This window comes from Ruminococcus sp. RTP21358st1_G6_RTP21358_211008, from assembly GCF_040908885.1.
Classification (GTDB): Bacteria; Bacillota; Clostridia; order Lachnospirales; family Lachnospiraceae; genus Blautia_A; species Blautia_A faecis.
On record NZ_JBDGDM010000001.1, the window covers coordinates 1 to 26,114 of the forward strand.

Consider the following 26,114-nt stretch of genomic DNA (forward strand, 5'->3'; position numbering starts at 1 on the left):
TTGTTATTTTCCAGAAGTTTTCTGACTTCTGACAGTAATTTTTCATCCTGCCAGCCGCTCCGTCCCAGTTCTTCCAGCTCCATGTCATACAATTTTCTTATCATACTGTCCATAATGTTCCGAACCTGCTCTGGTTCCACTTCTCCCTTCTATGAGTATATCTAAATATTTACACCTTGCTACAGATTTGAAGATATAAAAAAAGAGACCAGAATTCAAATTTCCAGTCTCTTCCATTCACATATCCTACCATACTTCTTCAAAAATCTCCGAATGATTGGTACAAAATTGGTACAAACTCTCGAAAATTGGTACAAAGCATAGTGTTATTTTTTGATATTCTTTTATTAATACAGTTTAGCACCAGCTGGGATGTGGTTATCAACCATCAGAAGGTGAAGTTTTTCTTCTCCCTCTTCCTCATGGATTGCACTGAGAAGCATTCCGCAGGATTCAATTCCCATCATTGCTCTTGGCGGCAGGTTTGTAATTGCGATCAGTGTCTTGCCAACCAGTTCTTCTGGCTCGTAAAATGCGTGGATTCCGCTTAAAATGGTGCGGTCTGTGCCTGTTCCATCATCCAGTGTAAACTGAAGGAGCTTTTTGCTCTTCGGAACTGCAACACACTCTTTAACCTTAACGGCTCTGAAATCTGACTTGCTGAAAGTATCAAAGTCTACATAATCAGTGAACAGCGGCTCAATCTGTACCTTGGAGAAATCAATTTTCTCTTCAACTACAGGTGCAACCTGTGCTGAATCAGTGCCATTTTTTGACTTTGAGGAAGCCTTGTCAGCATCAAGAGATCTCATTGTCGGGAATATAACCGAAGCTAATCCACCACAGTCCAAATAAGTTGATAAACGCTTTTTTACACGATTTTCATTATATATCGCCAGTCCATATTTGTCCACCAAAATCCAACAAACTAATGTCATTTTGATGTATTCTGACTTTTTTGATGTCAGGTTTGTCTTGGAAATCGTCCCCTTGCAAGGACTTCTTCCTAAAATATATCACTATTATTTTCCAGAGCTTTAATTGCTTCCTTTTTCTTCACATCTGTTGCTTCCGCATAAATATCCATCGTTGTTTCAATATTTGCATGACCCATAATACTTTGAATCACTTTCAGATTTCTTTCATTTTCACAAAATCTGGTGCAAAATGTGTGTCGGATATGATGACACGAAAAATGAGGAATCAATACCGGGCGTCTGCTCTCCCGTTTTGCCTTAATAATTTCTTCGGCATTGTAGGCTTCGTAAATTCTTTTGATTGCACTGTTGATTACGCTGGGTTTATGGATAATTCCGTCTTTATTGCAAAAGATAAACCCACTCATACCATCAACCACTTGCACATTAAAACCGGTTTCTTTCTGTGCTTCGTATTCATCCTTAAATGCCTGTTCTACAGCCTGCATCATCGGAATAGTACGAATCCCGGCTTCTGTCTTTGGCGAAGAAATATGAAATTCACTCTTTCCATTCTCCATTACTCGATAGATAGCCGCATGGTTTATACTAATGGTTTTATTCTCATAATCCAAATCTTCCCAACGCAGCCCTATCATTTCTCCTATGCGACATCCCGTTCCAAAAAGTGCTGTAAACAGTGGCAACCAATGGCAATACACAGGACTGTTCGATACATAGTTCAAAAATGCTCTCTGCTGTTCCAATGTAAGTGCGTGTCTTATGCCCTTATTCTTTCCATTCGCCTTTTTGATTTCTGCCATTACACCGCTTGCCGGATTATTGCGTATCACATTGTCCCTAACTGCCATCTGAAAGGTTGGGTGCAGAATCGTATGAATATTATCCAATGTATTCGCCTGTAACCCCAATATGTTCATCAACGAACAATAAAAGAATTTCACATCAGAATACTTTATATCATTGATGATTCTTTTTCCAAAAGTATCTCTGACAAAACGGTTATACATATACTTATAATTTACCCGTGTGTGTTCTTTCAAATCATACTTCGTTGAAATATACCTGTCAAATGCATAGTTCAAAGTTGTCTTTCCACTGCAATAGCTTTCAAGACCGTCCAACTGATTGCGAACAAGTTCTTTTTCCTTTTCCCTTAACTCCAACAGGTCATTTGAATAAACGACCCGCCTTTTACCTGTCGAATCGGTGTACTGGTAGATATACCTTCCGTCGTTTTTCCTCTGACTTTCGCCTTTCCTTAATACTCTGCCTTTTGAATCTTTTCTCGACATTGACATTATGTACCACCTTCCTCTCAATATAAGAAAGAGGTCACAAATGCCATTACTCATTCTCGGTATTATCCTGCTCTTGCAGCTTTCTAAATCCTTGAACAAGCGTCTGTGTTATGGTCAGATCATGAGAGCTGGCATACTCTGTTATATCTGTATGCTCATCTTTTGTAAGACGGATGAATACACCTTCACTTCTCGGATTTTCTAACTTAGGTCTACCCATTCTTGCCATCCGTCAACACCTGCCTTTCATAACCTGACTTCATTTTACTACTTGTATATCAAAAAGTCAAATACTTTTTGATATACAATAATTCGTTTTCCTCTTTCTTATCATGTCTACGCCCGAAAAGATTCCAAATACTCCTCAAAAATCTTCACGTTTACCAATGTGATACGGTTAATTTTATAAACAGCACGAGCATCCTGTGCCAATTTCATAAAGCTGTGTTTACTCATAGAATACCTCTCCGCACCCTCGTCATACCTTATAAAATTTTTTGTGTTCACTTTTGCCTGCATTCTTCCACCTACCTTTTCAAAGTGTGTTCTTTTTCTCTTGCTATGGTTATGGCATATCTGCCAATAAAAACATACTTAACAAACAAATATGCTTTTATTGGAAGATATTAAAAAATCCGTACAGGTAGCAGCTCATTACACTACCCACATCGGTATCGCACCGTCATCTTATCTGACCGGACTAAGCCGGAAGTATCATTATCAAAAATATGTATCAACGCCTCCGTGTAACTGCTACACATTTATGCCGGATATTTCTCGCTCCACACCTTAACTTCAATATCTGCTTTCAATATTCCTTCGTATCCACCTCTGCCAAAGGCAAAAGCAGGTGTCTTATGGCGTATCCTCAAAGCGGCTCCACATATTCCACACGTCCTGTACGCATTGGTTTATGAAATTGTCAAGGTACAATCGCAGACATCGTCTGCATTTTGGATAAAATCAAAGCTGAAATTGTCAGCCTAAAAAGCACATAAGCACACTTCCGTCTGCTATGAACGGTTCTGTAAAAATTATGTGCTTTATCAGAATGACAAGATCAAAGTTGTAATTTATCCGGTCCATATTTTCTTAGGACTTGAAATAAAACTTTTTTATGTATGCCCTCCGTCCAATCATATAATTCATGCAAGGCAGCTACTTCCATAGGTGTCAGCGAATTGGCATAAGGCTTGTAATCCTCTCTTATAAAAATTCCTCCGTTCTCTCCCTGTTTTGTATAAATCGGATAAACCGGAGTTAAAGCCTGAATATCATACTGTATCGTGCGAATGGAAACGCCAAATTCCTGTGCCAATTCATTCGCTGTTGTATGTCGTCTGATAATAAGAATATTGATTATTTCCGTTCTACGATGTACGGTATTCATGCTTCACCCCCTCTCTTCTGGTTTTCCAATTCTAATTTTAAATGCAGAATATGCAGTATCTTTGCTTATTCCCCTAAATTTCTCTGTAAATCTTTTATCTCTCTCCAGCCATTGACTTTCCCCTTTCCCATTGATAAAATCATTATGGATAGAATCAAAAATCATAAAAAGTCACACAAACTGCTATGGAGTTTTTACGGGCAATCAATGCCCTTATGAACCGTGGCAGTTTTTTTATTGCTTCTGCCCAACTGCAAAGTCGAATTATCAACGCTATCCATAACAAGGGCGGTAACGCCCTACTGTGTTGCAAACCGCTCGCCTATACTCACGCAACACGCAAATTCCCTACGGGTAATTTGCAGAAGAATAGCAAGCACTGCCTGTGTTCCCTCACAGGCACCATTTCCGCAAATTTCTACCAAGTGAAAACTTGCAGAAATTGGCTTGCATGGGGCATATCCCCCTGTCCCCCTAAAAGCAAAAAACAACCGCCGGCTACGGCATATTTGAAAATCTTTTATACAAATAAGGAAAGGACTGATACTGCAATGGCAAACCGAGAAAGACAAAATGAACTTAAAATCTATCTCAGCGATGACGAGCAATACATCTTAGATCAGAAATGGAAAGCCTCCGGCATGAAGAGCAAATCCGCATTTATTCGGCATCTGATTTTGTATGGCTATGTCTACGATGTAAACTACGAACACCTGCGGGAATACAACACCACGCTCGCCCGTATCGGCAATAATCTGAACCAGATTGCCAAGCGGATGAATGCTACTGGCAATGTCTATAAAGCCGATGTAAACGAAGTAAAGGAGCTGATGAAACAGGTATGGCAATCACAAAAATCCATGCTATCCAGGCAACCGTCCATAAGGCAGTAAACTATATCTGTAATTCCCAAAAAACAGATGAAAGTAGTCTCATTTCTTCCTTCGGATGCAGTCCTGAAACCGCTGCCTTTGACTTCAAATTTGCTCTGTCAAAAACAAATCAGGCAGACCCCAACAAAGCCTTTCATCTGATACAGGCTTTCGCTCCGGGAGAGGTATCTTATAAGGAAGCACATCAGATCGGTGTGGAGCTTGCCGACAAGCTGTTAGAGGGGAAATTTTCTTATATCGTTTCCACTCATATTGATAAAGGTCACGTTCACAACCACATCATTTTCTGTGCCGCAGATAATGTGAATCACGAAAAATATCATGACTGTAAACAGACCTACTACCACATTCGCCGCCTGAATGATGAGCTGTGTTCCAAGCATCAGTTATCCGTCATTTCTCCCACAAACCAGCGTGGTAAAAGTTATAAAGAATGGACATCCGGCAGAAATGGCACCTCGTGGAAAATCAAGCTCAAGCAGGACATTGATGAAGCAATTCAAAACGCTGATACATATGAACAGTGCATGGAGCTGATACGGGCAAAAGGTTATGAAATCAAAGGCGAAACCATTGGAGAAAACGCCTTAAAGTACATTTCCTTCCGCCCCCTTGACCGGGAGCATTTTGTCCGTGGCAGCTTAAAGTCTTTGGGTGCAGAATACACCAAAGAACGGATTAAGGAACGGGTAGAAACAAAGGCTTTAGCACAGACACAAAAACGTGTCCCATTCCCTGCCCGAAAAAAACCTCTTATCAAGGATTATTCTTCCCGAACGCTCATTGACACCTCGGAAGAAAAGTTCACGCAAAGCCCCGGTCTGCAGCATTGGGCAGCGATTGAAAATCTCAAAATCGCTGCCAGCAGTTACAGTAAAGCAGGTTCTATCATCGAGCTTGAAAAACAGATTGAAAGTAAGTCTGTTCTTGCAAAAACCGCACGGAACAGTCTTGTGGAAACAGAACGTCAGCTAAAGGATTTAGGACAGATATTGAAATACGCTGAACAATATCAGAGCAATCATATCTATCACATCCGTTACCGGAAATCGAAAGACCCTGACGCTTATCTCCGCCACCATGAAACAGAACTCCTGCTCCATGACGGTGCAGAAAATATGCTGAAACGCTTTGGAATCAGCTTAAAACATTTTGATATTGATAAGTTTCGTAATGATTACAATGCTCTGTATGCCAAGAAAGAAGCCTTGCAGAAAACCTATAAATCTGCTGAAAAAGACATACAGGCTCTCAACCGAAAACTGGATAATCTGAACCAGTATCTTGACCGGACTCCGGGACAGGAACAGACCACAAACCGCAAACCGGAAAAAGACTTTACAACGCTCTGATTTCCCCACAAAAAAGGTGTATCGCGTTGAAGTTTTATACTTCTTTGCGATACACCTTAGTGTGTAATATGCTGCTATCTCAAAACTTTTCACTATTCTTTTTCTATGTATTTTCACATACTTTACATCCATGTATTACACTCCATATCTACACTGTATTCTATTGCAATTCACTCGTTTTAATAGGTATTGTAAACTACTATCGAGGTGAATTATAATGCATGACATAAAACAAATTCTTGCCATTGCAGTGCGTGAAGCCCGTACCGAACTCGGACTTTCACAAGAAAAGCTGGCTGAAACTCTTAATATGGATACCCGCACCATACTAAATATTGAAGCCGGACGTGGTAACCCCAAATATGATAAGCTGTATCCTTTGATTACATATCTGAAGATACCCGCCGATAAGATTTTCTACCCAGCCAACGCAAACCAACAGCCAAATCTCCAAAAACTCCTGACCCTGCTGAATGACTGCACGGAACAGGAGGCTGCGGATTTATTGCCTATGGTTCGTTATCTGCTTGATCTGCTGCACAAGCAAGACCATCCAACTCTGTAAGAATGCCAATAGACTCCTTGTGACTCTATTGGTTTTCTTATTTTCAAAGCACTTTATTTACAATTTCAATCATCCTGATTCCACTCCTTTTTTAAATTCTTACTTATGTAATATTTGAATTATTACATAAGTAAGATTTCAAGTCAATCTATTTTCTCTTAAATTGACAACTACACAAATAACATCTATAATATTTTTATTACAGCCGTAAGATTTAAGGAGGGATTTGAAATGAGCGATTTACCACAGATTTCTGAAGCTGAATTTGAAGTTATGAAAATCGTATGGAAACATGCGCCGATCAGCACCAATGAAATAACTGATAAATTATTACAGACTACGAACTGGAGTCCAAAAACAATACAAACTCTAATTAAACGTCTAGTGAACAAGGGCGTTCTGACTTATGAAAAACAAAGTCGGGTGTTTGTTTACACTCCAGTTGTGAAAGAAAGTGAATACATCGGTCAGGAAAGTAACTCTTTTCTAGAACGATACTACGATGGAGACATCACTGCCATGCTGTCTGCATATATAGAAAATGACAGACTGTCCGAAACGGAAATAGACACTCTCCGCTCTCTTCTTTCCAAGAGGTCAAAAAAAGGAGGTAATTAACATGGCTGATTTTATGATACGCTTTTTAATATGCAATGTATTTATCAGCGGTATCATCGGAATTCTTTTGATAGCCAAGCGGATATTCAAAGTCAACCTATCCAGCCGGATGCAGTATAATCTATGGTTCCTGCTACTTGGATTGTTGGTAGTTCCTTTTATACCGTTCCGTTTAATTGGGTTTCCGCAAATCCTCTCGTGGCTCAGTAGCCTGAAAAGTTCTCCTACTTCTGGCACCAGAACCGCCATAGGAGAAGCTGTTGGGATCAATCCAGCCGGAAATGCAGACTGGATGAATGACTTTGCCCTTTCGGTAAATAGTGAGACTCCATCCAGCATCGGATACATACTATTTGGAATATGGCTTGTAGGCATCCTTGCAATGATTATATTGGTAATCAAGTCCTCTATCCGCTTACAGAACTTGAAAAAATCTGCACTTCCCCTTCAGAACCCGGAAGTCCGAAAACTATATCATCGATGTATGAAAGAAATGGGAATTAACAGAAATATCCATGTTTACAGTACTGCATTTTTGAAATCTCCGATTATTGTGGGGCTTTTGAAACCTTGTATTTATCTGCCGATTCATCTCATCTCAGATTATAACGAATCGGACATGCGATACATGCTGTTACACGAGCTACAGCACTATAAGCACAAAGATGCTATTGCCAACTATCTAATGAACTTTGCCGGAGTAATATATTGGTTCAATCCTCTTGTCTGGTATGCTCTGAAAGAAATGCGTAATGACAGAGAGGTTGCCTGTGACACCTCTGTTTTAAAGATGCTTGAGGAGGATGATTATGCAGATTATGGTAATACACTGATCAATTTTGCGGAAAAGATTTCACTTACTCCATTTCCGTTTGCCGCCGGTCTTGGTGGAAACATGAAGCAGATGAAACGGAGAATTATCAACATTGCATCTTATGAGAAGCCGACATTTATAAAAAGAGTAAAAGGTATGACTGCATTCATGTTGACTGCTGTCCTTCTCCTTGGATTCGCACCTTTTATTTCTACATACGCAGCAGATGGAAGCCACTACCAATGGGATTCCTCTTCTGAGAATATTTCCTATGTAGACCTCTCCACATACTTCAGAGAATACGAAGGCAGCTTTGTTTTATACGATTTGGAAAACGATGCATGGAGTATACATGACATGGAGCATGCCACCTTACGGGTTGCTCCAAACTCCACCTACAAGATATACGATGCTTTGTTCGGATTGGAAGAAGGCGTCATTACACCAGAAAATTCGTTCATTGCATGGAATGGAGAAACCTATCCATTTGAAGCATGGAACGCAGATCAGACCTTACAGTCTGCAATGAACTCCTCTGTGAATTGGTATTTTCAAGCAGTAGACGAACAGCTTGGAACCTCTGACGTTTACAGCTATGTTCAAGAAATCGGATATGGTAACGAAAACATGAGTGGCGATTTCTCCTCTTATTGGATGGAATCCTCCTTGGAAATCTCTCCAATAGAACAGGTCGAACTTTTAACCAAGCTGCAGAATAACAGTTTCGGCTTCGCCCCTGAAAATATCAATGCAGTAAAAGATGCCATCTGCCTTTCAGCTTCCGATGCCGGAACATTCTACGGAAAAACCGGAACTGGCCGTGTTAATGGACAGGATGTAAACGGATGGTTCATCGGTTATATCGAAACTGCAGATAATACATACTTTTTTGCCACCAACATTAGTGCAGACAGCGATGCTACCGGAGGCAACGCAACTGAAATAACCATGTCTATCTTGTCAGACATGAATATCTGGAAATAAAACATAATAAAATCGGGTAAAGGTCATAGTCAGTCGTACAATCTTTTACCCGATTTTTTGTGTTTTAACACTATTCGTATCTTTTATTTCTTATTGTAAATCACCTTCGCCTGTACTTAATCCCTCATACATCCATGTCTTTCCATTGTCGTTAGATGTAAATCTCAAGCCTCCGTAACTGCTGTATTCTGCCTTGATGATTACAGTCCATTGTCCATCGGATACTTGTGGCATCTCTGCGTAATCATAATCTGCGATTGTGTATCCTAGTTCATCAGCAATATCCGGCAGTTCCGTAACCTCTTCCATTGGAAATTCCATCTGTGTAAAAGTAACTCCGCCATCTGATGTCACATATAAAGTTGAGGCATCCTGTGAAGCGCCTGTCATACCAATCACACCAAGATTTTCATCGTAAAATTCTATTCCCAGTGCCACGCCAATCTTGTTGTTAAACGGATTGGCATTTATCACATTCCATGTTTCACCACCATCTGATGACTTTTCCAATTCATAATAACGGCTTCCTGCTGCCGCATCAGTAACTACTAATCTCCATCCAATTTCTTTATTCTCAGACAACCAGTAATATACAGAACCGTTGGAATTATCTACATACCAGGATTCTGTTTCTTTAGCATCATCAATAGTCTGCTCTTCCTCCCTGTCGATGATAGTTTCTAACGGAATCACTTCCGGTTCCATAAAATAACGTACCGGAGTCACCTCAGATTCACTTGGAATATGAAGCGAGACTTCATATCCATAAACAGCTCCACCATTCAGTTCCGAATAAATGGCATTGTCTGTGTTGTCCACTCCGTCACCATCCACATCACCTTGAAGATATACAAATCCTTCCATTGTGTTAAATTCCCGCTTGCCATAATAGAGAATTTCATAATCGTCTGCATATCCTTCCACAGCCCAGTTATTTACTCTTGTTTTGTAATCAGCGTTTTTCAAAATTTCAAGCATCGGCTGTAATCTCATGTCATCATCGTAAGATTTGCTCGCAACTCCATTAATACACACAGTCATTTTTGAATCTGCATCCACATCATAGTCAATAAGGAATGTATTTTCGTCTCCATTTTCATATCTTCCATACATATAAGTATAAATACTCTGAATTTCACCATCTTTGTCAAAGGAAAGCTGGAACTTATTTTGAACATAAAGTTCATCCGGTAAATCCAACTCTGTCTCAATGTCTTCCAAGATTCCTTCTACACCTGTCTCAAAGAAGTTGGTATGAGTAAGTTCAATTTTCTTTTGGTTACGCCATTCGTCAATCTTCCATGACAATGCACCATTATAAGGGATTGCCGAATAAATAATCCTGCCTCCAAACAAAATGGTCAGGGCAACAACTACAATACATTTTCCCCAGAACAGTTTACCTTTTTCAATTTTTTCTTCTTTTCTACTGCTAACAATTCCAAAAATGATTGTTGCTATAAGAACAACACCCAAAATCAATATTGGAATCAAGTCCACTTTCGTCCCACCGTATTGACATAGATTTGAAATGCGAATCATCAGCACCGCATATATAGCAATTCCAATAAAACCACATATATTAGAAATTTTCTTCATAATTTGTCTCCATCTCGTTTTTAGTGTCCACGTATATCCAATTCATCCAATAGAGAATTTTCACTTCCCCAAGAATATACAATGTAATAACCCCTGTCCTTTATTTCTTCCGCAAATTGTAGTGTCCCGTGATCAATCCCCTCAATGGACTGCCCTTCCTGAATTTTCACCAAACATTCCCACTCATTACTTCTGTACCTTGAATAGTAAGCATCCAATTCTTCCAAAGACAAGTCACTTCGAATTAGAATTGCTCCGAAATACTGCATTCCATTTCCGTTACCTGTCAGCTTCCCTGCCCGTGATATTGACTCTATCAATTCCGTTTTCTCTGGCAGTGGTGTTTCACATAATTTCTTTTCCACTTTATAAGCAGTGTGGTTATTTATAAGCGGAATTGAAATCACACCGCCTATTAATACAACTGCTGCCAATATTCCAACTAGTTTTAATTTCTTCATGTGTCCTCCTTCCTTTTCTTACATCTGTAAGATTACCACAAAACACAACTATTATCAAATCATTCTTTAATTCGGTATTGATAATCGGGTATCTGCATAATTCCGTCATTTAGGATTTTATTCCCCAAATACTGAAAACTGCCATCCTCTGCAAACCTTACCGTAAGTTCATGGGTTATGACTGCATCATCGCAAATAACCATATCACAAACCGCCTCCACCGTTAACGTGACTGTCTCATCATCATTTTCTTTGATATCCGTGACCTCTGGCAAAGAAGTTCCAAAGAAAGTAGGTGCATAATTTCCACATCCTAATCGAGCCCAATCATATGTGTGGTTTTCCTCGTCAAATACTGCGTACTCTCGTATCTGCTCCGCTGTTATCGGAAGATATTCCATAATCAGACTTTCGAATTCTTCTTTTGGAATACCATTTGGATAATCTTCGGAATTGAACTTTTCTCCATATTTCATTCCATACAGATATTCAAACATTCCGTTATAATCCAATTCACTCATATTTTCCGTATTCCAGTTGGAACACAAAAGGTTCTGTCCCTGATATCCAAGTCCCAAGACGAGGCGCTCAGACATCTCTCGCTGTTCCTCTGTCATAGGTTTTATTCTAATCACGCTGCTTCCATCCACAATTTCACTGACCTCCGGTGGCTCCGGCACACACAACTCGTAGCAGAACCATCCCTTATCTGTATATTTCCACTCTTTTAGTCTTGTATAGGAAATGTATGAAATCCCCGGCTTATTATCAGCATTCCAGATTCCTTTTGCACTTACAACATACATATCTGTTCCATCAAAAATGAATTTCATTCTGCCCAATCCACCATCGTTGTGGACTTCATAAATTACTGCAGAACCACTTTTCCCTTCCATACATTCTTTCAGAAAACTGTCAACACTTTCATAATTCTCCATGTTAGAATATGTTACCATTGTTGTAACCGGACATCCTGCATCCTTTAGCTTCCTCTGCATTTCCAAAACTGTTTGATCATCCAAAGCAACATTAGATGCTATCCCTTTATCTGCAGTTTCATAAATGTCAAGATAAAGTTCCATCTGCTTTTTACAGTCAGTCTCAGCTTCTTCCCTTTCCTGTTCATCTAACGGAAGGTCGTAGCCCTTTTCCCATTGTTCTGCAGCCTCTTCCTCGGCACTTTTTATCTCCTCCGTGGAAGATACATCTTCCGTATCTTCCACAAGAGATTCATCCACAATACTATCTTCTTTTCCACAGGCACATACGAAGCATCCAATCAGAAATGCCATAATCAGCAAAATGCTTTTTTTCTTTAATGCCATAATATCATCCTTTCTTTCAAAGCAAATTTAATGTGCTTTTGCTATTGGCGGCAGTTCCAACTCTATTTGTTCTATAGAATTGGAAAGATACCTGAAAGTTCCGTCTTCAAATGGCTGGACCACAACCGTATTCCGAAAAGCGAGATCAGAATTATAATCCGGCCATACTCCATCCACGATAAGTGTAATCGTTCCATCCGCATTTTGGGTATAGTCAACTACTTCTCCGAAAGGTGGGTATGGACTGGCATAAATCATCTCATATTCATAGCTATTGCTGCCCTCATCATATCCACAATGCTCTCTCAACTGTTCTACCGATACCGGAAAATAAGTAGTCATTATCCTTTCATATTCCTCTGCCGGAATCTTCCAACCCTCAGTTTTCAGATTTTCCCCCGTAGAAATCCTATAAACATCTTCATACATACAAGGCATCAGAATGTCCTCCACATTGCTGCTATCCCAATCGGTAACGAGCAGATTGTAATTCACATAACTTAGTCCTGATATGTATTCTTGCGTTAATTCCCGGCAGTCTTCTGGTAGCGGTTCTATTCTCCAATACTGTCTCAAACTTGCATGTGCAATCACATATTCATATGCGTAGATAAAATATCCTTTTTCGGTCAGTTTAATCTCAGCCACATTACTTACCGAAGTTCCCTGTATTTCTGGCATACCACCTTCTCTCCACCGAATTCCTATGTAATAGGTCTGCAACTCACCTTTCCGATAGATAAAGGTAACTGCTCCAATCAGCCCATCTCTCTGTACTTCAAATACCGTAACCATCGAGTCTTGTCCATCCAGGTAATCTGCATAAAATGCTTCGATTGCTTCATGATTTTGCATAGCAGTATCTTCTTCAACACTTACCAGACCGGTTCTGCCCAATTGCTCCACCACAGCTTTCCTCTGCTCTTTGGTAAATTCGCCAATACCGGAAGAGTAGCTTGGTGCATCTGCAATTACAATATCCTTATAGATTTCTCTGACCGATTCTGCTGCTGACAAAACCGTACTCTGCAGTTGCTCCTTCTCCTCTTCTGTAAGGAGATCATCACTGGCTTGCGGAATAAACCAATATGCTGACTCTGTGGAAGTTTCCGCATTCTCGGCTTCTTCTGTTTCTGCTTCGCTATTTTCGATTTCTACAGGTGGCTCCCATACTTCTTCTGCCACCTTTTGCTTTTCTGTATGCAGTTCTCCCCAACAGACCACTCCGGCTATTACGAAAATCAACAGCAGCAAAATCGGAAGACCACATCTTCTAAGCAGCCATTTCACATCTTCCATTATTCGCCTCCGTATAATTCTTCCCATTCTTCTAACGTCAACCGTGGCGTATGCCATGTTTCCTCAGAATTATCCTCGGAGGGTATAATTCGATTGGATACATATTGTACCCCGCCATCCTCCAAAGGACGAACCACAACCTCGTGGGCATATACTTTGGAATTTCCCGAATATGGAAATACCACATTAGCAGTAAGTGTAATTGTTCCATCACTGTTCTCCGTATACCCGATTACTTCTGAATATGGGTATTCCGGATACTCTACTTCTTCGAAGCCTCTCGGTTTGTATTCATAGGTCGAATCCTCCGAATCATAGACAGTTTTGGATTGCAGCGTTTCACTATCAATATTGAAATATTTCATAATAACGCTTTCAAATTCCTCTTTTGGAATCCGATAAACTGCACTGACTGACAAATTGTCATCTGCAACATAAGGAACATACTGACCATTCACTTTTGGATAAAGAATGTCATACATATCATAGAAATTCAAATCCCCAAAATCTTCTTCACTCCAATCCACAATAAACATATTATTCTGTTCAAAGCTGATTGGAAGAAGATATTTCCGACTCAGTTCCCTATATGTTTCATCCAATGGCTGTACTCGTAATGCGGTATGCTCCTCTGCTCCACTCAATGTAAGAACGTATAATTCTTCTGAAAACCAGACACCAGAAAACATCAGGTAACCTTCTTCTGTATAATTCCAATACTCTGCTTGATACCTCCCAGTAACTTCTTTCTGTATTTCTCCATTTTCGTATCCATAATAGCTTCTGACCACATCTACATTTCCGTCTTTTGTGTGCAAATCGTATTTTACAAATCCGCCCAAATAGCCGACTTCAAGAATCGTTATATCTGCTTCTTCCTGTGCATCCACCTTTTCACAAAATTCCAGTACCTGCTCCGCTTCCGTCATATTCACTTGATTTCTGCTGTCAACAGCAGGATACTCGTTTTCTCCAAGACGATTTACAATACTCCGAATTATTTCCAAATCATCTAACTTATTTTCCTCTGCTGCCTTGTCATAAAGATCTATGCAGATGTTTATAATTTCTTCTTCATTCTCCTGTTCTTCTTCTGAAACGTCCTGAACATCAATTACTGTTTCCGAAACTGTATCTTCTTCCGGTGGTGTATCGCTACACCCCGAAATACTAAACATCAGTACAAAACTAATGACTGCTAAACCACTCTTCCAGAACCAGACTGTCTTTCTTAACAACATATCCGCTTCCTCCTCTTCCTTTCACATCTTCTACCATACTGATAATCAATATAGGACATTCCGTATCTTCTGCTGTAAAAATTGCAAACCATCCTAATTCTGTACCCGAAGTATCATCCTTCGATGCCTTTATTTCTGCCGTACCTGTTTTTCCTGCTAAAAGAATGTCATCTCGATGGGCTGCATATCCAGTTCCATTAGAATCATTCACAACCTTCTTTGTTCCTTCCAATACACGACTTGCTGTCTCGTTAGAAAAGGCACCCGGAATCCAATACTCAACTTCCGCTTCATTCTGATATACCAAATAAGGCTTTATTACATTTCCCTCATTACAGAAAGCAGAATAAATACATGCCATATGCAACGGGTTCACTAAAATCTGTCCTTGTCCGTAACCGCTGTCAGCTAACTGTATTTCAGTTTCAATGCCTTCTGTATTGGAATACTGAGATTCTGCCATCTTAATCTCAAATGGTAGTTCCTCATTGAAACCAAGCCGTATCAAAGAATTCTCCAACTCATCCGATCCAATCTTTAATGCTGCTTTTGCGAAATAAATATTATCAGAATAAATCAAGGCATTCTCTAAAATGACTGGTTCATACGCATGAAGCGTTGTTACATGATATGAACCCCACGATGCATCTTTTTGCCAACTTAATCCTACGTTCCCGTAATCTTCCATTGGATCGATTGCTCCTGATTGTAAACCAATCGCAGCTATAATTGGTTTGAAGGTAGATCCCGGACACCACACTTGCCGGAACCGATTATACATTGGCTTATTCTCGTCCTCGTTAAGTACAGTCCACTGCTCACTCGATAATCCCATAATAAAATCGTTATTGTCATAAGCCGGTGTGCTGACCAAAGCCAATACCTCTCCGGTATAATGATTTATGGCTACCGAGCAGCTTTTATCTTCCTTAAACTGTTCGTACAAGGAAACCTGCAAATCAGTATCTATCGTAAGCCGGATGTCCTGCCCATGCTGTACCAGGATACAAGCCAGTTCCTCCTTCTCTTTATCTTCCGAATTTACAATGTAAATCCTGCAACCGTTCTGGCCTTTCAGTTCTTTCTCGAACAAGCCCTCCATTCCGCTTCTGCCGATTACACTATTGGCTGTATAACCTTCTCCTGCATGTTCCTCTAAATCTTCCGCAGTAACGCTTTGAACATACCCGACCAAATGCGCAGCGGCTTCCCCTAATGGGTATTCACGCACTTCAACATCAGATATCATCACTCCGGGAATCTCCAGCAACTTATCATGCCTTTCTTTCTCCTTTAAAACTTCTTCCTCTGGACTGATAGACATTAACTCAATTTCTTCCACTCTTGGAATCGTTTTAATAGGTACAAAAGAATCATCCTTTACCCACTTTGCAGACAGGTTCTTTTCTATCGCTTCCGTTGTGATTTCCAATAGTCCTGCAATCTGTGCGATTGCTTCCTCTCTGTTTTCCAACTTGCCCGGAACAATTCCAACTGAAGATGCTGTACCTTTTCCTGCAAGGACACGTCCGTTCCTATCCAGAATTTCTCCTCGCTCTGCCTGTGTAGTAGAAACTCTTACTTTATCTGCAGAAGTCAGATTAGGAAAAATCATGGAATCATCCCAAACCAATTTATATCCTTCTTCTCCATTTATAAAAAATGCCTCATTCTCAAAGCTGATAGTTCCTGCCACTGTATCAAACGAAGTCAAATATGTTACTTTTTTATCTTCCTCCACATACTCGACATTTTTTATCGACATGTTTTGCATTTCAATTCCCTCATAAATAGTGGAATTTCTCTTCAGAAAATCTTCCTTACTGATATATCCAGATGACTCCAAATCAATCATTGCATACATTTCTTCGTATTCTTGTTTTGGAATATGCATCATATACTCTACTAAGATAGTATCTGGTGTTTTACACGCATTTTTTCTTTTATATAATACTGTTGCACTCACAACTACTCCAATCAAAGTAATTGTTAACATTAACACTATAATGCCCAACATTTTTCTATATCTTTGTATTCTTTTGGTTCTATGTTTTGCCTTCATCGTTACCTCCATTTCTTATTCGTATCAATGTACTACGCTTATATATTACAAATGTAAGATTTTGAAGCAAAAAAATTTACTCCCTTTCGTTATAAATATTACACCCGTAATATTTATCAGTCAAGTTCTTATTCAAAAAGACAGAACACAGCCACCAAAAGCCATGTTCTGCCTTACGTTTGATGTTACTCTGCCGCTACAAACTCCATCTTCATAAATTCATGATCCGTCAATTCCTTTAATTTTGCAAGGACACATAATGACAATTCAACCATCTCATCATCCTCCAGATGTTTCAGTGTCTTATTGATACCATTTATGACATTTTTTCTGCCTCCCACATCTGAATCTATACCTTCTTCCATAAAAATACTGATTAAATTACTCTCTTCTACGGTAAATCTCTTATTCATCACTTACATCTCCCTCTGACTTTTCTTTTCATTTTCTTGAACATCATGTTCTTTCGATTGCCCTTCTACCTGTGATTTTTTCTCCGCAAGACGGGATTTTAAGGAAAGCCTTACCGTAGGCTTCTCCTCCATTCTCTTATTTTCTTCCCTTTGGGCTTTCTCCCCAACACCATTATTCAGCACATTATCAATCATATTATAATTCTGTTCTTCTGCCTCCTCAATCTTGGCAAGCGGCTTATACTCTGTCAGTTTTTCCAGAAGCTCCGTTGCTCGTTTTATTTCCTCTGGTACAGCTCCCTCCGAAATAATGTCTGCAAGCCACGTTGTTAAATGTCCGGTATCGCCCTGTTTTATGGATTCTGCAAGCTCTGATACATTCTCGGTCATATTTCTTGTACTATCGTGATACAGTACAGTATCATAATCGTAGGAAAGTCGGTCAAGTTCTACTGCAAGCTGTTCCTCTTGTGGCAAGTCCGGCATACGCAGTTCCCACACTCTTGCTTCCATTTCTTCACTCATCACGCCATCTATCTCCATATCGGGCAATTTAGCCACCAGTTCCGTAATGACTTCCATTGCCTGCGGATTGTTTTTAATATCAGGAACATAGTCCAAAACCCCAAGGTCAATCCTCTTTCCAGATAAAACATCAATCTCGTAATCCTCGAAGGGTTCCGCCCCTCTCCCTAGGATATTGATTCCGATTGCCGGAATACCATTCATCCGCTCTGAAGGTATCTGCTTCCAGATTGCTATAGCTTCATCCACCGTAGGAATATTCTCATAACACTCACCAAGATTATGAAATTCTCCACATTCCGAAACAGTTAAAGTTACTTCTGCGCTCTCCTTTTCCTGCTCTCTTACCTGTCTGACGCCCTCCAAATATTCTTCCATCTGTGGCAGATAGGATTCCAGCGTACCTGTTCGTTGGGCTGTAATTGGATTGATGTCAACTTTTACTTCTCCGATATGAAGTCCATCCTCATTAAAGGCATTAAATAAATCGTCCTCCCGTTCCGCTGTGGAAAGTTCCACCACCACATCAAGGTCAGAACCTTCATGCTCTAATCCCCTGCATCTGCTTCCTGTTACAGCAACATCCACGATTGTTGCATTAATATCATACTCTTCAATCTTCGCCTGCACATGGCATTTCACAGTTTCCTCGATTTCTTCCGGATTCATTTCACTAATATCGTGGAATAATTCCCCGGTCTTTGCCTTAAAATCTGCCACCACACTGCTTGGTGTACTCTCCGGAATAATACGATTTGCTTCCTCTGCTTTTTCCATCAGTCCATCATAATCCATCGGTATCAGTTCATCTTCTCTTTGGATATTTCCTTTTGCACCATTGTAATCCGGCTGTGACTTCAAATCCTCTAAAATATCATGCAAGGCTTCCCTTATCGTCACATCAGGATTATCATAAATTCCTCCGTCAATCTCCTTATAATCAGCTCCCATAATGGAATAATCATAACCGCCATCCACTTCCTGAATGCTGATAAAACGGTCTGCAATAGAAAATGCCAGTTCTGTTTCCTGTTCACTTTCCAAAGTTTTTTTCATTTCCGCAAGCACCTGTTCTGTTTCATCGCCAAGATCAATGATTTCATCTCCATCTATTTCCGGTTCTGTCTTTTGGACATTGTGTCCAGAAGAGTCCTGCATTTCTTCCTTTTCCGGTGTCTGCTCCCGTAAAAAATCCGGTATTTCCGTATATCCAAAAGAATCCACAAAATGAGCCGTATTCTGTCCGTTCTGATGAAGCACCACTATATCGCTGACAGATAGCGAATGTCCTCTGAAATCTTCTGGGTGGTCAAGGTTGAATTTTTCAAAGATTGCCTCTAAAGTTGCCCCCTGCGTCTCTTTTTGCAGTTCAGATAATTCGCCCACATATAAAAGTGTATAATTCTCTGGTTTAATTGCATCAAAATTATCTTTTGTAATGCCCATACGCTTTAAGGATTCCGTCCCCTCAAAACGTAAGGAATCTAATTCCGGATTAGGCTTTAATTGATAAATTCCATATTTATCAGTACTAGCATATAGGAGCTGCTCTTTTCTTGCCATTTCAGGTGTAATAACAGATCCGTCCTCATAGTTAATAGATTCCACCCATGTGATACCTAATTCTTTTTCTATTTCAAATTCCAAATCAGTTCCATAAAAAGCATTATGAATTTCTGCCACATCAGTATCTGAAATAGGCTCTGAGGTCTTGAATACCGCAGTTCTATCCCCACCCATTTCTTCTATATCGACAGCCACAACTGGATACGGGTATGTATATTCTCGCTCCTGTTCGTCCATTAAGATAAGTGTAATCTTAGTCTGCTGTTTCAATGCTTTATTCCATGTTTCCTTTTCAACCCCAAAGATACCTTCATGCTCTTCTATACGCTCCCTGCTTTCTGCCAATGATTCCGCACCGTCAGTATGAAGCAAATATACAGGCAAATCATGTTCAAATAATTCCAATGCTTTCTCTTGTGTTAATGGCAGCATTTCATTCCATTGATAGCCATATTCCCTCATTTCCGACAAACCAATCATCGGATCAGGCAGGGCATCAATCTCCGCCTTTGCATCAATTATGGTCAATGCCACATCCTGTTGGGCATACTGCTCCCTATATGCCAGTTTCTCTGCAAGTTCCCTTGTTTTATTCATATCATCAAGTTTATAGGCATAATTTACAATCAGATTTCGCTCCTCAGACGTGAAAATATTTTTTTCTGCTTCCAACTGATTGATAAGTTGTTCTGCCTGCCCCATGACAGATAAATTGGTATCAATGGGGTGTTCCATTCTTTCCTTTACATCAATAAGCTCGTCTGTATCCATGTTATAGCGGACATCAATATGATATTCCTCCGCTTCTTCCGTCTGCTCGTCAGCAAGTTCGGTAGTCCATGCTCCTTTGCTTTCAAGATAAGATGATATATTCGATTTATCCTCTTCATTCATGGTAGAAAGAGCGGATATAAGTTCTGCACTGTCCATTCCACGGACACTGACAAGATTGTATTCTGAAAAATCCTCGTTATGTACCAGCAGAATGCTTTCCTTTCCATGTTCTTGCTCCATCTCCCGGTTAAGCTGAAGCTCCTGCATTGCCCCCTCAATGCCTGTAATCAGTTCTGAAGCTGTCTTTCGGATTGTATCAAGGGAAGATTTCAGCTCTTTCATATTCCTGCCGCTGCTCCAGCCTGCGATATATCCAAAGGAATAATCGGATGTATCTATACCGAAATGCTGGCACACTGTAAAAGCCACACTCTCCGCTTCCACTTCCTTTGTATTCCTGTCCTTTACCGGAATATCCATGCTCTGATTAACTTCTTTATCATGCAGCCTGGAATGAGCCACCTCATGCACCATTGTTTTCAAAGTCTGGCTTTCGCTCATATTTTCCTGAACAGCAATCCGTTTTTCTGCTGTACTGAAATACCCTTTGGAATCGCCGGGAATATCTTCAAATGCAATCGGAACAGGAGAAATATTCATAAGCGCCTGGACAAAATCCTCATATCCCTCCACCGTAGATAACAGCTCATTCACTTCCAGTTCCGGAATAGGCTTGCCATCCGTCTGCGATACATCAAAAACAGATACCGCACGAAAGGCAGGAATGGTAACCTCTGTTTCCTCTTTCTGCGGCATACCGTTTTCATCAAACATCATTTCTCCCGTTACAGGGTCTAACTTATCACGTTCCTCTTTGATTTTATAAGGAGCTGGTGCAAGAATACGGATTGCCTTTTCTCCTTTATTGACGTGCCGCTCAAAGTTCTTCTGCCACGCCTGATAACCTGCCACCAGCGTAGCTTCCGGCTTCTGCATGGCAATCAGCAGCGTATTATTAAAACTGTAATTATGAAATTTTGACATGGTACTGAGATAGCTTTTATATTTTTCACTCTCAAAAAGCTCTTTCAAACCAGCTTCCAGCTTATCCGTAATCTCTTTGACTTTTTGCTTTTCACTCATGTAAACGGTATTTTTATCTTCCATAATTCGATTGTCCTTTCTTTTTTCCACGCAAAAAAGACAACCATCTCTGATTGTCTTTTTCGATATGCCTATTCAATTTGCATCTTTTTTAGATTGCTTTTTTATTACTCTTCTTTCTTTTCTGTATCCTTCTCTAAAATATTGTTCACTAATTTTTGGAGTTCATTGCGATTTGGCAGATACAATTCATATTTTGAAACAAATAAATTGCTGTCCATACCGTAAGTTGCATATTCTACAAGCAGTTCATCTTTGTTATGACTCAGGATAATGCCAATCGGTGGGTTATCATCTGCCATATTTTCTTCTTTTGCGAAATACCCCATATACATATTCATCTGACCGATGTCTATATGCTGGACGGAATTTTTCTTTAAATCAATCAGCACAAAGCATTTCAAAATTCTGTGGTAAAATACCAAGTCCACATGGTAATGAATATTGTTTACAGTTAAGGGATACTGCCTGCCCACAAAGGTAAATCCTTTTCCTAATTCCAACAAGAATTTTTGGAGATTATCTATTATTTTCTGCTCCAAGTCTTCCTCACTATAACGCTCTTTCTCCGGAAGTCCCAAAAATTCTAATGTGTAAGTATCCTTGATAACATCCTCTGGCTTGTCATAAGTAATTCCCTCTCTGGCAAGTGCCAGAATTCCTTCTTTATCTCTGCTTGTAGCTAATCTAAGAAACAAAGCGGAATCCATCTGTCGCCTGAGTGTTCTTACATCCCACTTTTCCTTATAACATTCTTTTTCGTAAAAACTTCTTTCTAATTCATCATCAATCTTTATCAGCTCACAAATATGCGACCATGTCAATTTGTCAGACACCGTCTGACAATTCTCATAACAAAGATAAAACTTCCGCATATTGTTGAGGTTTGGGCGGCTGTATCCTCGTCCCAATCGCAAAGTTAATTGATGCGAGAGTGTTGTTAATAATTTTGAACCGTATGCTGCTTTAACATTTCCATCCTGCTCAAACTCAACAATATATTTTCCGATTTTCCAATACGTCTCTGTAATTACACTGTTTACTTTTTCAGCTATCTCTTTTTTGGCATTTGAAACTGCTGTTTCAATCTCATCCACCAATGGCTGAAGCATATTTGTCTGCTCTAAATCATTCATAATATATCCTTTCCGAATTTGTCAGACAGTGTCTGACAAATTCAATTTCCATTTTTATGTATTACGTTGTCTCCATTTCTCTTTAGCTTTTTCCAAATCGCTCTATCACTATATTTCCCTTGAACTAATATTATATTTCATATTTGCATAAAAAGAAATATAATAATTACAAATACTCCTCCTTCCCCTTATCTCTTTGCACGGAATTTTCTATATTATTCCCCGCAGCCTTTACTTTCATAGTCTCAAGCTTTTCTTTCAAGGATACCCTCTGTGCCGGCTTATCCGCCATCGCTGCTGTGAGCCTCATTCCCTGCGGATTTCCATTCTCCACAGCATAATTATGTCGGGTATTTTCTATGGGATACGGTTTTCTGGTATCTGCCACCTGCTCAGTACCCAGTTCCGATTTATCATCTTCCATACCTATTCCGTCATCTCCCTTTTCGTCCATATTGAGCAGGGCATTTAAGGCAGAAAGGCGGTCTAACTTCTCTGAAAGCTCTGCTTCCTGTGCAAATGGCTTTGTAACCTCTACCTTCGCTGTTTCAAGCTGACGCTCCACATTCTCCAGCTTTGTGGATGCTTCTGCCAGTTCCTTTGTCATGGCTTCCAACGCATGGTTGATACGGGAAATGTTACCCAGCGGGTCAACACCAATCTCCAGATTATGACTGAGCTGTCCTTTGATGTTCATAACGAATTTATGGTTAAAGGAATCAAAGGACACCGCCATTTTAAAGCCTGCATACTCTCCAATGACTGCCGGAGCATTAACGCTCTTGATTTCTTTGCACATCTCCACAAGTGCAGTTCCGGCTTCTTTTTTATCCGTATAGACCTTATTCCCGACCCTCATAGAGAAAAACTCCTTATCTGCTGGGAGATTGGTTTTTGCAGTCTGAATATCTGCCTGCAAGCCACTGATACGCTCCTTCAGAATGGTTATCTGCTGTGGATAATGCTTTGCAATGTTGTCCTCCAGACGGTATTTCTGACTGGTGTGGTTGGCTTTCATCAGTTTCAGCTTGCTGACCTGAATATCCAAATCCATCTTTTCTTTTATATAGGGATTCCCCGTTGCCAGAGCCTTAACCTCTGCATAAGAAAGTGCTGCTTCGTCCACATCCTCACAACTTCGCACCGGAGATTTGCTTGTCATAATCTGACCGATAAATTTCTGCTTATTCTCGATAAGCTGCCATGAGTAGCTGTCAAATGTTCCCTCTGTCACATACCGGAAAATCTTAACCTTTGGATTCCTGTTGCCCTGCCGCAAAATACGCCCCTCCTGCTGTTCAATATCAGACGGACGCCACGGTACATCGAGGTGGTGCAGAGCAATCAGTCTGTCCTGCACGTTTGTCCCGGCTCCCATTTTTGCAGTAGAACCCAATAAAAAACGAACCTGTCCGCTTCTTACCTTACTGAACAGCTCCGCTTTCCTAAGCTCCGTATTTGCCTGATGTATAAAGGCGATTTCTTCTGCGGGAACACCTTTTTCCATCAGTTTATTTCTTATATCCTCATAGACATTAAATGTACCATCTCCTTTCGGTGTCGATAAATCACAGAAAATAAGCTGTGCTGATTTCTCCCCTTTGGTATCTTCCCAAATCTCAAATGCCTTATCCACACAGGTTTTTGCTTTGGAATGTTCCTCATCGGGGAGCATATCGTTGATCAGACGCTGGTCGAGTGCCAGTTTTCTTCCATCGTTGGTAATCTTGAGCATATTATCCTGATGCGGCTCTACCAGTCTGTTACGCACTGCCTCCGCCCGATCTGCCAGCGATGTTACCATCTCTTTCTGATATTCGCTGGGTTTCAGCACCACGTTCTCATATTCTGCTTCCGGCACAGGCAGCTTTAACATATCCGGTGTCTGGATATCCGCACTCTCCTTGAAAAGTGCAATCAGCTCCGGCAGATTGAAGAATTTTGCAAATCTTGTCTTTGCCCGGTATCCTGTTCCCTCGGGGTCGAGTTTGTCAAGATACTTTTTGTGGATTTTCTAAATTAAACGATTTGTCCGTAAAAAAGCCGCCCAAAACCTCGTGCTTGCAGATGTCCTGAAACACCGTATTCAAAGGCTTTTTGGCACTTTCGGACTGCTTTACATTTACGATGAATGTTGTCTTTCCAATTCGCTGTGAATAAGAATATTTCTGTTCTTTCATATAGTCAGTTCCTCTCTTTCATAAAATTTGATTGCTGGGCATTCACATTAGAGCACCCAGTAACCGCAGATTTTCAATATATCAAGAAGTCATTAAGTCGTGAGTATAATGGAAATGGTTATCTTTCCATACCACGCTTGTTTCTTCGAGCCTTGATACGCTCCTGTCGTTCTTTTTCCCTTGCTTCTTTTTCGGCTCGTTCCTGTGCTTCCTTAAAAGAAAAAAGTTGCTTCACTTTTTCGGTAAAAAGTTTAGCAACTTCGGGGAAATGCTCCAACGCTTGAAGAAAAGGTCTGCACTTTTCTTTCAGTTCGTTGTATTTAGTTTTCATTCTTTCGAGTGCGTTTGCACAGTCAAAATATTTCTGTCGGTAATAGTTGGCACTCTGTTCTAATTCGCTAATTTCCGCACGACTTGTAATGCCCTCTTTGGCAAGGGCAGTAAGCTCAGAATAATCCTCTTTGGAGATTGCCATTTTACCTGTGATTGTTTTCTGCCCCATACGGTCAATCTCGTTATAGGTTTTAGAAACATTACGGGCAGGCTCATATTTTATCTGTTCACGCTGAATGCGCTTCTGCAACTTCTCCAAGCGTTCCTTGTCCTGCTTGATTTGATATTGCAGGGAAGTCAGGTGTTCTGCTGTACTTCCGTATTCGCCACGCTGAAAGCCTTTGAAGCCTTGCTCCGTCATATGGTTAAACAATTCATCTTGCAGAATACTGTATGAAGCTCGGAACATCGGTTTTCCGTTCTTTCTGAGAAGCGGATTGCCTTTTTCGTCGGTCAGCGGAATATCCGATTTCCATTTCTTTGAATGGCTGATTTGATGAACAACTTCCTTAACCGTTCCTCGCAGTTTTTCATCTTTGCAACGCTTGCTCCATAGGATTTCTTTCTCCACCACAGGCAAAACCATAGCGTGAAGATGATAGTGGTAAACCTCTTTTCCAAGTTCCTCGGTTGCCGCTACATTGATTTCATCAGCGTGCATAACAGCCGATATGACATTATCAGCACCGAATTTTTCCTCGATAAAATGGAATGCTTCTTCGTAAAACTGCTTTGCATATTCGTAGCCGCCGTTACGCTCGAAGTACATTGTGTTCACATCAATCACAATCTCATTGAACAGCGTTGCGTCTTTCCTCAGCCCTCGAAACGACACCATACCGTCAGTTTCCATCTGCTTTAATTGTTCCATATAGGTCGGGGCAAAAGGCTTTTTGAAATGCACATTATAGGGTATGCGTTCCTCAATCACATTCATATTTTCATAGGTTTCATTCTTGCGTTCGTTGTGCCTTTCTGCCTTGCTCACATCAGAAGCGGTGTACTTTTTAACCCTTGCACAACTCATATCCGCCTTGTTGTTTTTCGCCATTTTTGCTCTCCTTTCTCGGCAGGGCGAAGCCATTACACAACATTCTTTGAATGTGTGTAACCCACTATGACACTTTCAGACTTCGTCTGCAAAGATGTCGTGGGCAAGGGTGTTCCCCCTTGACCTCCTT

24 protein-coding genes are annotated in these 26,114 nt (G+C 40.4%); 6 read left to right on the top strand and 18 right to left on the bottom strand.

Translation table 11 applies throughout. The annotated features are described in order from the left end of the window. Positions 1-347: 347 nt before the first annotated feature. The 4 genes from AB5Z12_RS00005 to AB5Z12_RS00020 form a co-directional block, all read right to left on the bottom strand. Entirely contained in the window at positions 348-938 is a 591-nt protein-coding gene (locus AB5Z12_RS00005; RefSeq protein WP_368356821.1) for a methionine--tRNA ligase subunit beta, read from the bottom strand. Positions 939-1,006: 68 nt separating this feature from the next. Beyond that, positions 1,007-2,239 carry a site-specific integrase gene (locus tag AB5Z12_RS00010; RefSeq protein ID WP_002596379.1) on the bottom strand — a complete coding sequence of 411 codons (1,233 nt, stop codon included), beginning with the start codon at positions 2,237-2,239 and terminating at the stop codon, positions 1,007-1,009. A gap of 46 nt (positions 2,240-2,285) precedes the next feature. Next, positions 2,286-2,468 (bottom strand): hypothetical protein, encoded by a 183-nt coding sequence (locus tag AB5Z12_RS00015; protein WP_002596378.1) that lies wholly within the window; start codon positions 2,466-2,468, stop codon positions 2,286-2,288. A gap of 107 nt (positions 2,469-2,575) precedes the next feature. Further along, positions 2,576-2,758 (bottom strand): DUF6462 family protein, encoded by a 183-nt coding sequence (locus tag AB5Z12_RS00020; protein WP_002596377.1) that lies wholly within the window; start codon positions 2,756-2,758, stop codon positions 2,576-2,578. 88 nt (positions 2,759-2,846) lie between these two features. Between AB5Z12_RS00020 and AB5Z12_RS00025 the strand changes: the two genes are divergently transcribed. After that, a complete protein-coding gene (locus AB5Z12_RS00025) occupies positions 2,847-3,032 on the top strand; it encodes a hypothetical protein (protein ID WP_136017837.1) in 186 nt (61 codons plus the stop codon). A 267-nt stretch (positions 3,033-3,299) separates the two neighbouring features. Here the strand turns inward: AB5Z12_RS00025 and AB5Z12_RS00030 are convergent, their stop codons facing one another. Then, complete coding sequence (locus tag AB5Z12_RS00030) at positions 3,300-3,629, bottom strand: YafY family protein (protein WP_002596376.1); 330 nt, start codon at positions 3,627-3,629, stop codon at positions 3,300-3,302. Positions 3,630-3,632: 3 nt separating this feature from the next. Further along, entirely contained in the window at positions 3,633-3,794 is a 162-nt protein-coding gene (locus AB5Z12_RS00035; protein WP_014081113.1) for a hypothetical protein, read from the bottom strand. Positions 3,795-3,844: 50 nt separating this feature from the next. Between AB5Z12_RS00035 and AB5Z12_RS00040 the strand changes: the two genes are divergently transcribed. The 5 genes from AB5Z12_RS00040 to AB5Z12_RS00060 all read left to right on the top strand — a co-directional run bounded on the left by AB5Z12_RS00040 (position 3,845) and on the right by AB5Z12_RS00060 (position 8,855). Continuing rightward, entirely contained in the window at positions 3,845-4,522 is a 678-nt protein-coding gene (locus AB5Z12_RS00040; protein WP_330582779.1) for a MobC family plasmid mobilization relaxosome protein, read from the top strand. Next, entirely contained in the window at positions 4,471-5,874 is a 1,404-nt protein-coding gene (locus AB5Z12_RS00045; protein WP_014081115.1) for a relaxase/mobilization nuclease domain-containing protein, read from the top strand. The genes AB5Z12_RS00040 and AB5Z12_RS00045 overlap by 52 nt, the downstream gene beginning before the upstream one ends. A 217-nt stretch (positions 5,875-6,091) precedes the next feature. Further along, positions 6,092-6,439, top strand: a complete 348-nt coding sequence (locus AB5Z12_RS00050) for a helix-turn-helix domain-containing protein (protein ID WP_014081116.1) — start codon at positions 6,092-6,094, stop codon at positions 6,437-6,439. 231 nt (positions 6,440-6,670) lie between these two features. Beyond that, positions 6,671-7,057, top strand: a complete 387-nt coding sequence (locus tag AB5Z12_RS00055; protein WP_014081117.1) for a BlaI/MecI/CopY family transcriptional regulator — start codon at positions 6,671-6,673, stop codon at positions 7,055-7,057. A gap of 1 nt (position 7,058) precedes the next feature. Then, complete coding sequence (locus AB5Z12_RS00060) at positions 7,059-8,855, top strand: BlaR1 family beta-lactam sensor/signal transducer (protein ID WP_014081118.1); 1,797 nt, start codon at positions 7,059-7,061, stop codon at positions 8,853-8,855. Positions 8,856-8,945: 90 nt separating this feature from the next. Here the strand turns inward: AB5Z12_RS00060 and AB5Z12_RS00065 are convergent, their stop codons facing one another. The 12 genes from AB5Z12_RS00065 to AB5Z12_RS00120 form a co-directional block, all read right to left on the bottom strand. Beyond that, the gene (locus AB5Z12_RS00065) at positions 8,946-10,454 is read right to left on the bottom strand and encodes a hypothetical protein (protein ID WP_014081119.1); all 1,509 of its coding nucleotides are present in this window, start codon (positions 10,452-10,454) and stop codon (positions 8,946-8,948) included. A gap of 20 nt (positions 10,455-10,474) precedes the next feature. Continuing rightward, positions 10,475-10,915 (bottom strand): hypothetical protein, encoded by a 441-nt coding sequence (locus AB5Z12_RS00070; RefSeq protein WP_014081120.1) that lies wholly within the window; start codon positions 10,913-10,915, stop codon positions 10,475-10,477. A gap of 59 nt (positions 10,916-10,974) precedes the next feature. Then, positions 10,975-12,240, bottom strand: coding sequence for a DUF6070 family protein (locus AB5Z12_RS00075; protein ID WP_014081121.1), 1,266 nt, complete (start codon positions 12,238-12,240; stop codon positions 10,975-10,977). Positions 12,241-12,267: 27 nt separating this feature from the next. Next, positions 12,268-13,539: a DUF6070 family protein gene (locus AB5Z12_RS00080; protein WP_014081122.1), complete on the bottom strand. Its 1,272-nt coding sequence runs from the start codon at positions 13,537-13,539 to the stop codon at positions 12,268-12,270. Beyond that, positions 13,539-14,780, bottom strand: coding sequence for a DUF6070 family protein (locus AB5Z12_RS00085; protein WP_014081123.1), 1,242 nt, complete (start codon positions 14,778-14,780; stop codon positions 13,539-13,541). Before AB5Z12_RS00085 ends, AB5Z12_RS00080 begins: the two co-directional genes overlap by 1 nt. Further along, positions 14,728-16,842 (bottom strand): penicillin-binding transpeptidase domain-containing protein, encoded by a 2,115-nt coding sequence (locus AB5Z12_RS00090; RefSeq protein WP_014081124.1) that lies wholly within the window; start codon positions 16,840-16,842, stop codon positions 14,728-14,730. Before AB5Z12_RS00090 ends, AB5Z12_RS00085 begins: the two co-directional genes overlap by 53 nt. Before the next feature lie 185 nt (positions 16,843-17,027). Then, positions 17,028-17,255 carry a transposon-transfer assisting family protein gene (locus tag AB5Z12_RS00095; RefSeq protein WP_014081125.1) on the bottom strand — a complete coding sequence of 76 codons (228 nt, stop codon included), beginning with the start codon at positions 17,253-17,255 and terminating at the stop codon, positions 17,028-17,030. A 3-nt stretch (positions 17,256-17,258) separates the two neighbouring features. Next, a complete protein-coding gene (locus tag AB5Z12_RS00100) occupies positions 17,259-21,314 on the bottom strand; it encodes a YodL domain-containing protein (RefSeq protein WP_368368524.1) in 4,056 nt (1,351 codons plus the stop codon). A gap of 77 nt (positions 21,315-21,391) precedes the next feature. Continuing rightward, entirely contained in the window at positions 21,392-22,381 is a 990-nt protein-coding gene (locus tag AB5Z12_RS00105; protein WP_368356819.1) for a YhcG family protein, read from the bottom strand. Positions 22,382-22,586: 205 nt separating this feature from the next. After that, positions 22,587-24,296, bottom strand: coding sequence for a helicase (locus tag AB5Z12_RS00110; protein WP_195588096.1), 1,710 nt, complete (start codon positions 24,294-24,296; stop codon positions 22,587-22,589). Positions 24,297-24,411: 115 nt separating this feature from the next. After that, positions 24,412-24,600 carry a transposase gene (locus AB5Z12_RS00115; RefSeq protein WP_055228440.1) on the bottom strand — a complete coding sequence of 63 codons (189 nt, stop codon included), beginning with the start codon at positions 24,598-24,600 and terminating at the stop codon, positions 24,412-24,414. Positions 24,601-24,718: 118 nt separating this feature from the next. After that, entirely contained in the window at positions 24,719-25,984 is a 1,266-nt protein-coding gene (locus AB5Z12_RS00120; RefSeq protein WP_368356817.1) for a plasmid recombination protein, read from the bottom strand. Between the last annotated feature and the right edge of the window lie 130 nt (positions 25,985-26,114).

What these genes read in the sequence shown, in the direction of transcription:
- AB5Z12_RS00005 (WP_368356821.1), bottom strand. Translation starts at nt 938, where the DNA reads ATGACATTAGTTTGTTGGATTTTGGTGGACAAATATGGACTGGCGATA.
- AB5Z12_RS00010 (WP_002596379.1), bottom strand. Translation starts at nt 2,239, where the DNA reads ATGTCAATGTCGAGAAAAGATTCAAAAGGCAGAGTATTAAGGAAAGGC.
- AB5Z12_RS00015 (WP_002596378.1), bottom strand. Translation starts at nt 2,468, where the DNA reads ATGGCAAGAATGGGTAGACCTAAGTTAGAAAATCCGAGAAGTGAAGGT.
- AB5Z12_RS00020 (WP_002596377.1), bottom strand. Translation starts at nt 2,758, where the DNA reads ATGCAGGCAAAAGTGAACACAAAAAATTTTATAAGGTATGACGAGGGT.
- AB5Z12_RS00025 (WP_136017837.1), top strand. Translation starts at nt 2,847, where the DNA reads ATGCTTTTATTGGAAGATATTAAAAAATCCGTACAGGTAGCAGCTCAT.
- AB5Z12_RS00030 (WP_002596376.1), bottom strand. Translation starts at nt 3,629, where the DNA reads ATGAATACCGTACATCGTAGAACGGAAATAATCAATATTCTTATTATC.
- AB5Z12_RS00035 (WP_014081113.1), bottom strand. Translation starts at nt 3,794, where the DNA reads ATGATTTTTGATTCTATCCATAATGATTTTATCAATGGGAAAGGGGAA.
- AB5Z12_RS00040 (WP_330582779.1), top strand. Translation starts at nt 3,845, where the DNA reads ATGAACCGTGGCAGTTTTTTTATTGCTTCTGCCCAACTGCAAAGTCGA.
- AB5Z12_RS00045 (WP_014081115.1), top strand. Translation starts at nt 4,471, where the DNA reads ATGGCAATCACAAAAATCCATGCTATCCAGGCAACCGTCCATAAGGCA.
- AB5Z12_RS00050 (WP_014081116.1), top strand. Translation starts at nt 6,092, where the DNA reads ATGCATGACATAAAACAAATTCTTGCCATTGCAGTGCGTGAAGCCCGT.
- AB5Z12_RS00055 (WP_014081117.1), top strand. Translation starts at nt 6,671, where the DNA reads ATGAGCGATTTACCACAGATTTCTGAAGCTGAATTTGAAGTTATGAAA.
- AB5Z12_RS00060 (WP_014081118.1), top strand. Translation starts at nt 7,059, where the DNA reads ATGGCTGATTTTATGATACGCTTTTTAATATGCAATGTATTTATCAGC.
- AB5Z12_RS00065 (WP_014081119.1), bottom strand. Translation starts at nt 10,454, where the DNA reads ATGAAGAAAATTTCTAATATATGTGGTTTTATTGGAATTGCTATATAT.
- AB5Z12_RS00070 (WP_014081120.1), bottom strand. Translation starts at nt 10,915, where the DNA reads ATGAAGAAATTAAAACTAGTTGGAATATTGGCAGCAGTTGTATTAATA.
- AB5Z12_RS00075 (WP_014081121.1), bottom strand. Translation starts at nt 12,240, where the DNA reads ATGGCATTAAAGAAAAAAAGCATTTTGCTGATTATGGCATTTCTGATT.
- AB5Z12_RS00080 (WP_014081122.1), bottom strand. Translation starts at nt 13,539, where the DNA reads ATGGAAGATGTGAAATGGCTGCTTAGAAGATGTGGTCTTCCGATTTTG.
- AB5Z12_RS00085 (WP_014081123.1), bottom strand. Translation starts at nt 14,780, where the DNA reads ATGTTGTTAAGAAAGACAGTCTGGTTCTGGAAGAGTGGTTTAGCAGTC.
- AB5Z12_RS00090 (WP_014081124.1), bottom strand. Translation starts at nt 16,842, where the DNA reads ATGAAGGCAAAACATAGAACCAAAAGAATACAAAGATATAGAAAAATG.
- AB5Z12_RS00095 (WP_014081125.1), bottom strand. Translation starts at nt 17,255, where the DNA reads ATGAATAAGAGATTTACCGTAGAAGAGAGTAATTTAATCAGTATTTTT.
- AB5Z12_RS00110 (WP_195588096.1), bottom strand. Translation starts at nt 24,296, where the DNA reads ATGTTAAAGCTGCCTGTGCCGGAAGCAGAATATGAGAACGTGGTGCTG.
- AB5Z12_RS00115 (WP_055228440.1), bottom strand. Translation starts at nt 24,600, where the DNA reads ATGAAAGAACAGAAATATTCTTATTCACAGCGAATTGGAAAGACAACA.
- AB5Z12_RS00120 (WP_368356817.1), bottom strand. Translation starts at nt 25,984, where the DNA reads ATGGCGAAAAACAACAAGGCGGATATGAGTTGTGCAAGGGTTAAAAAG.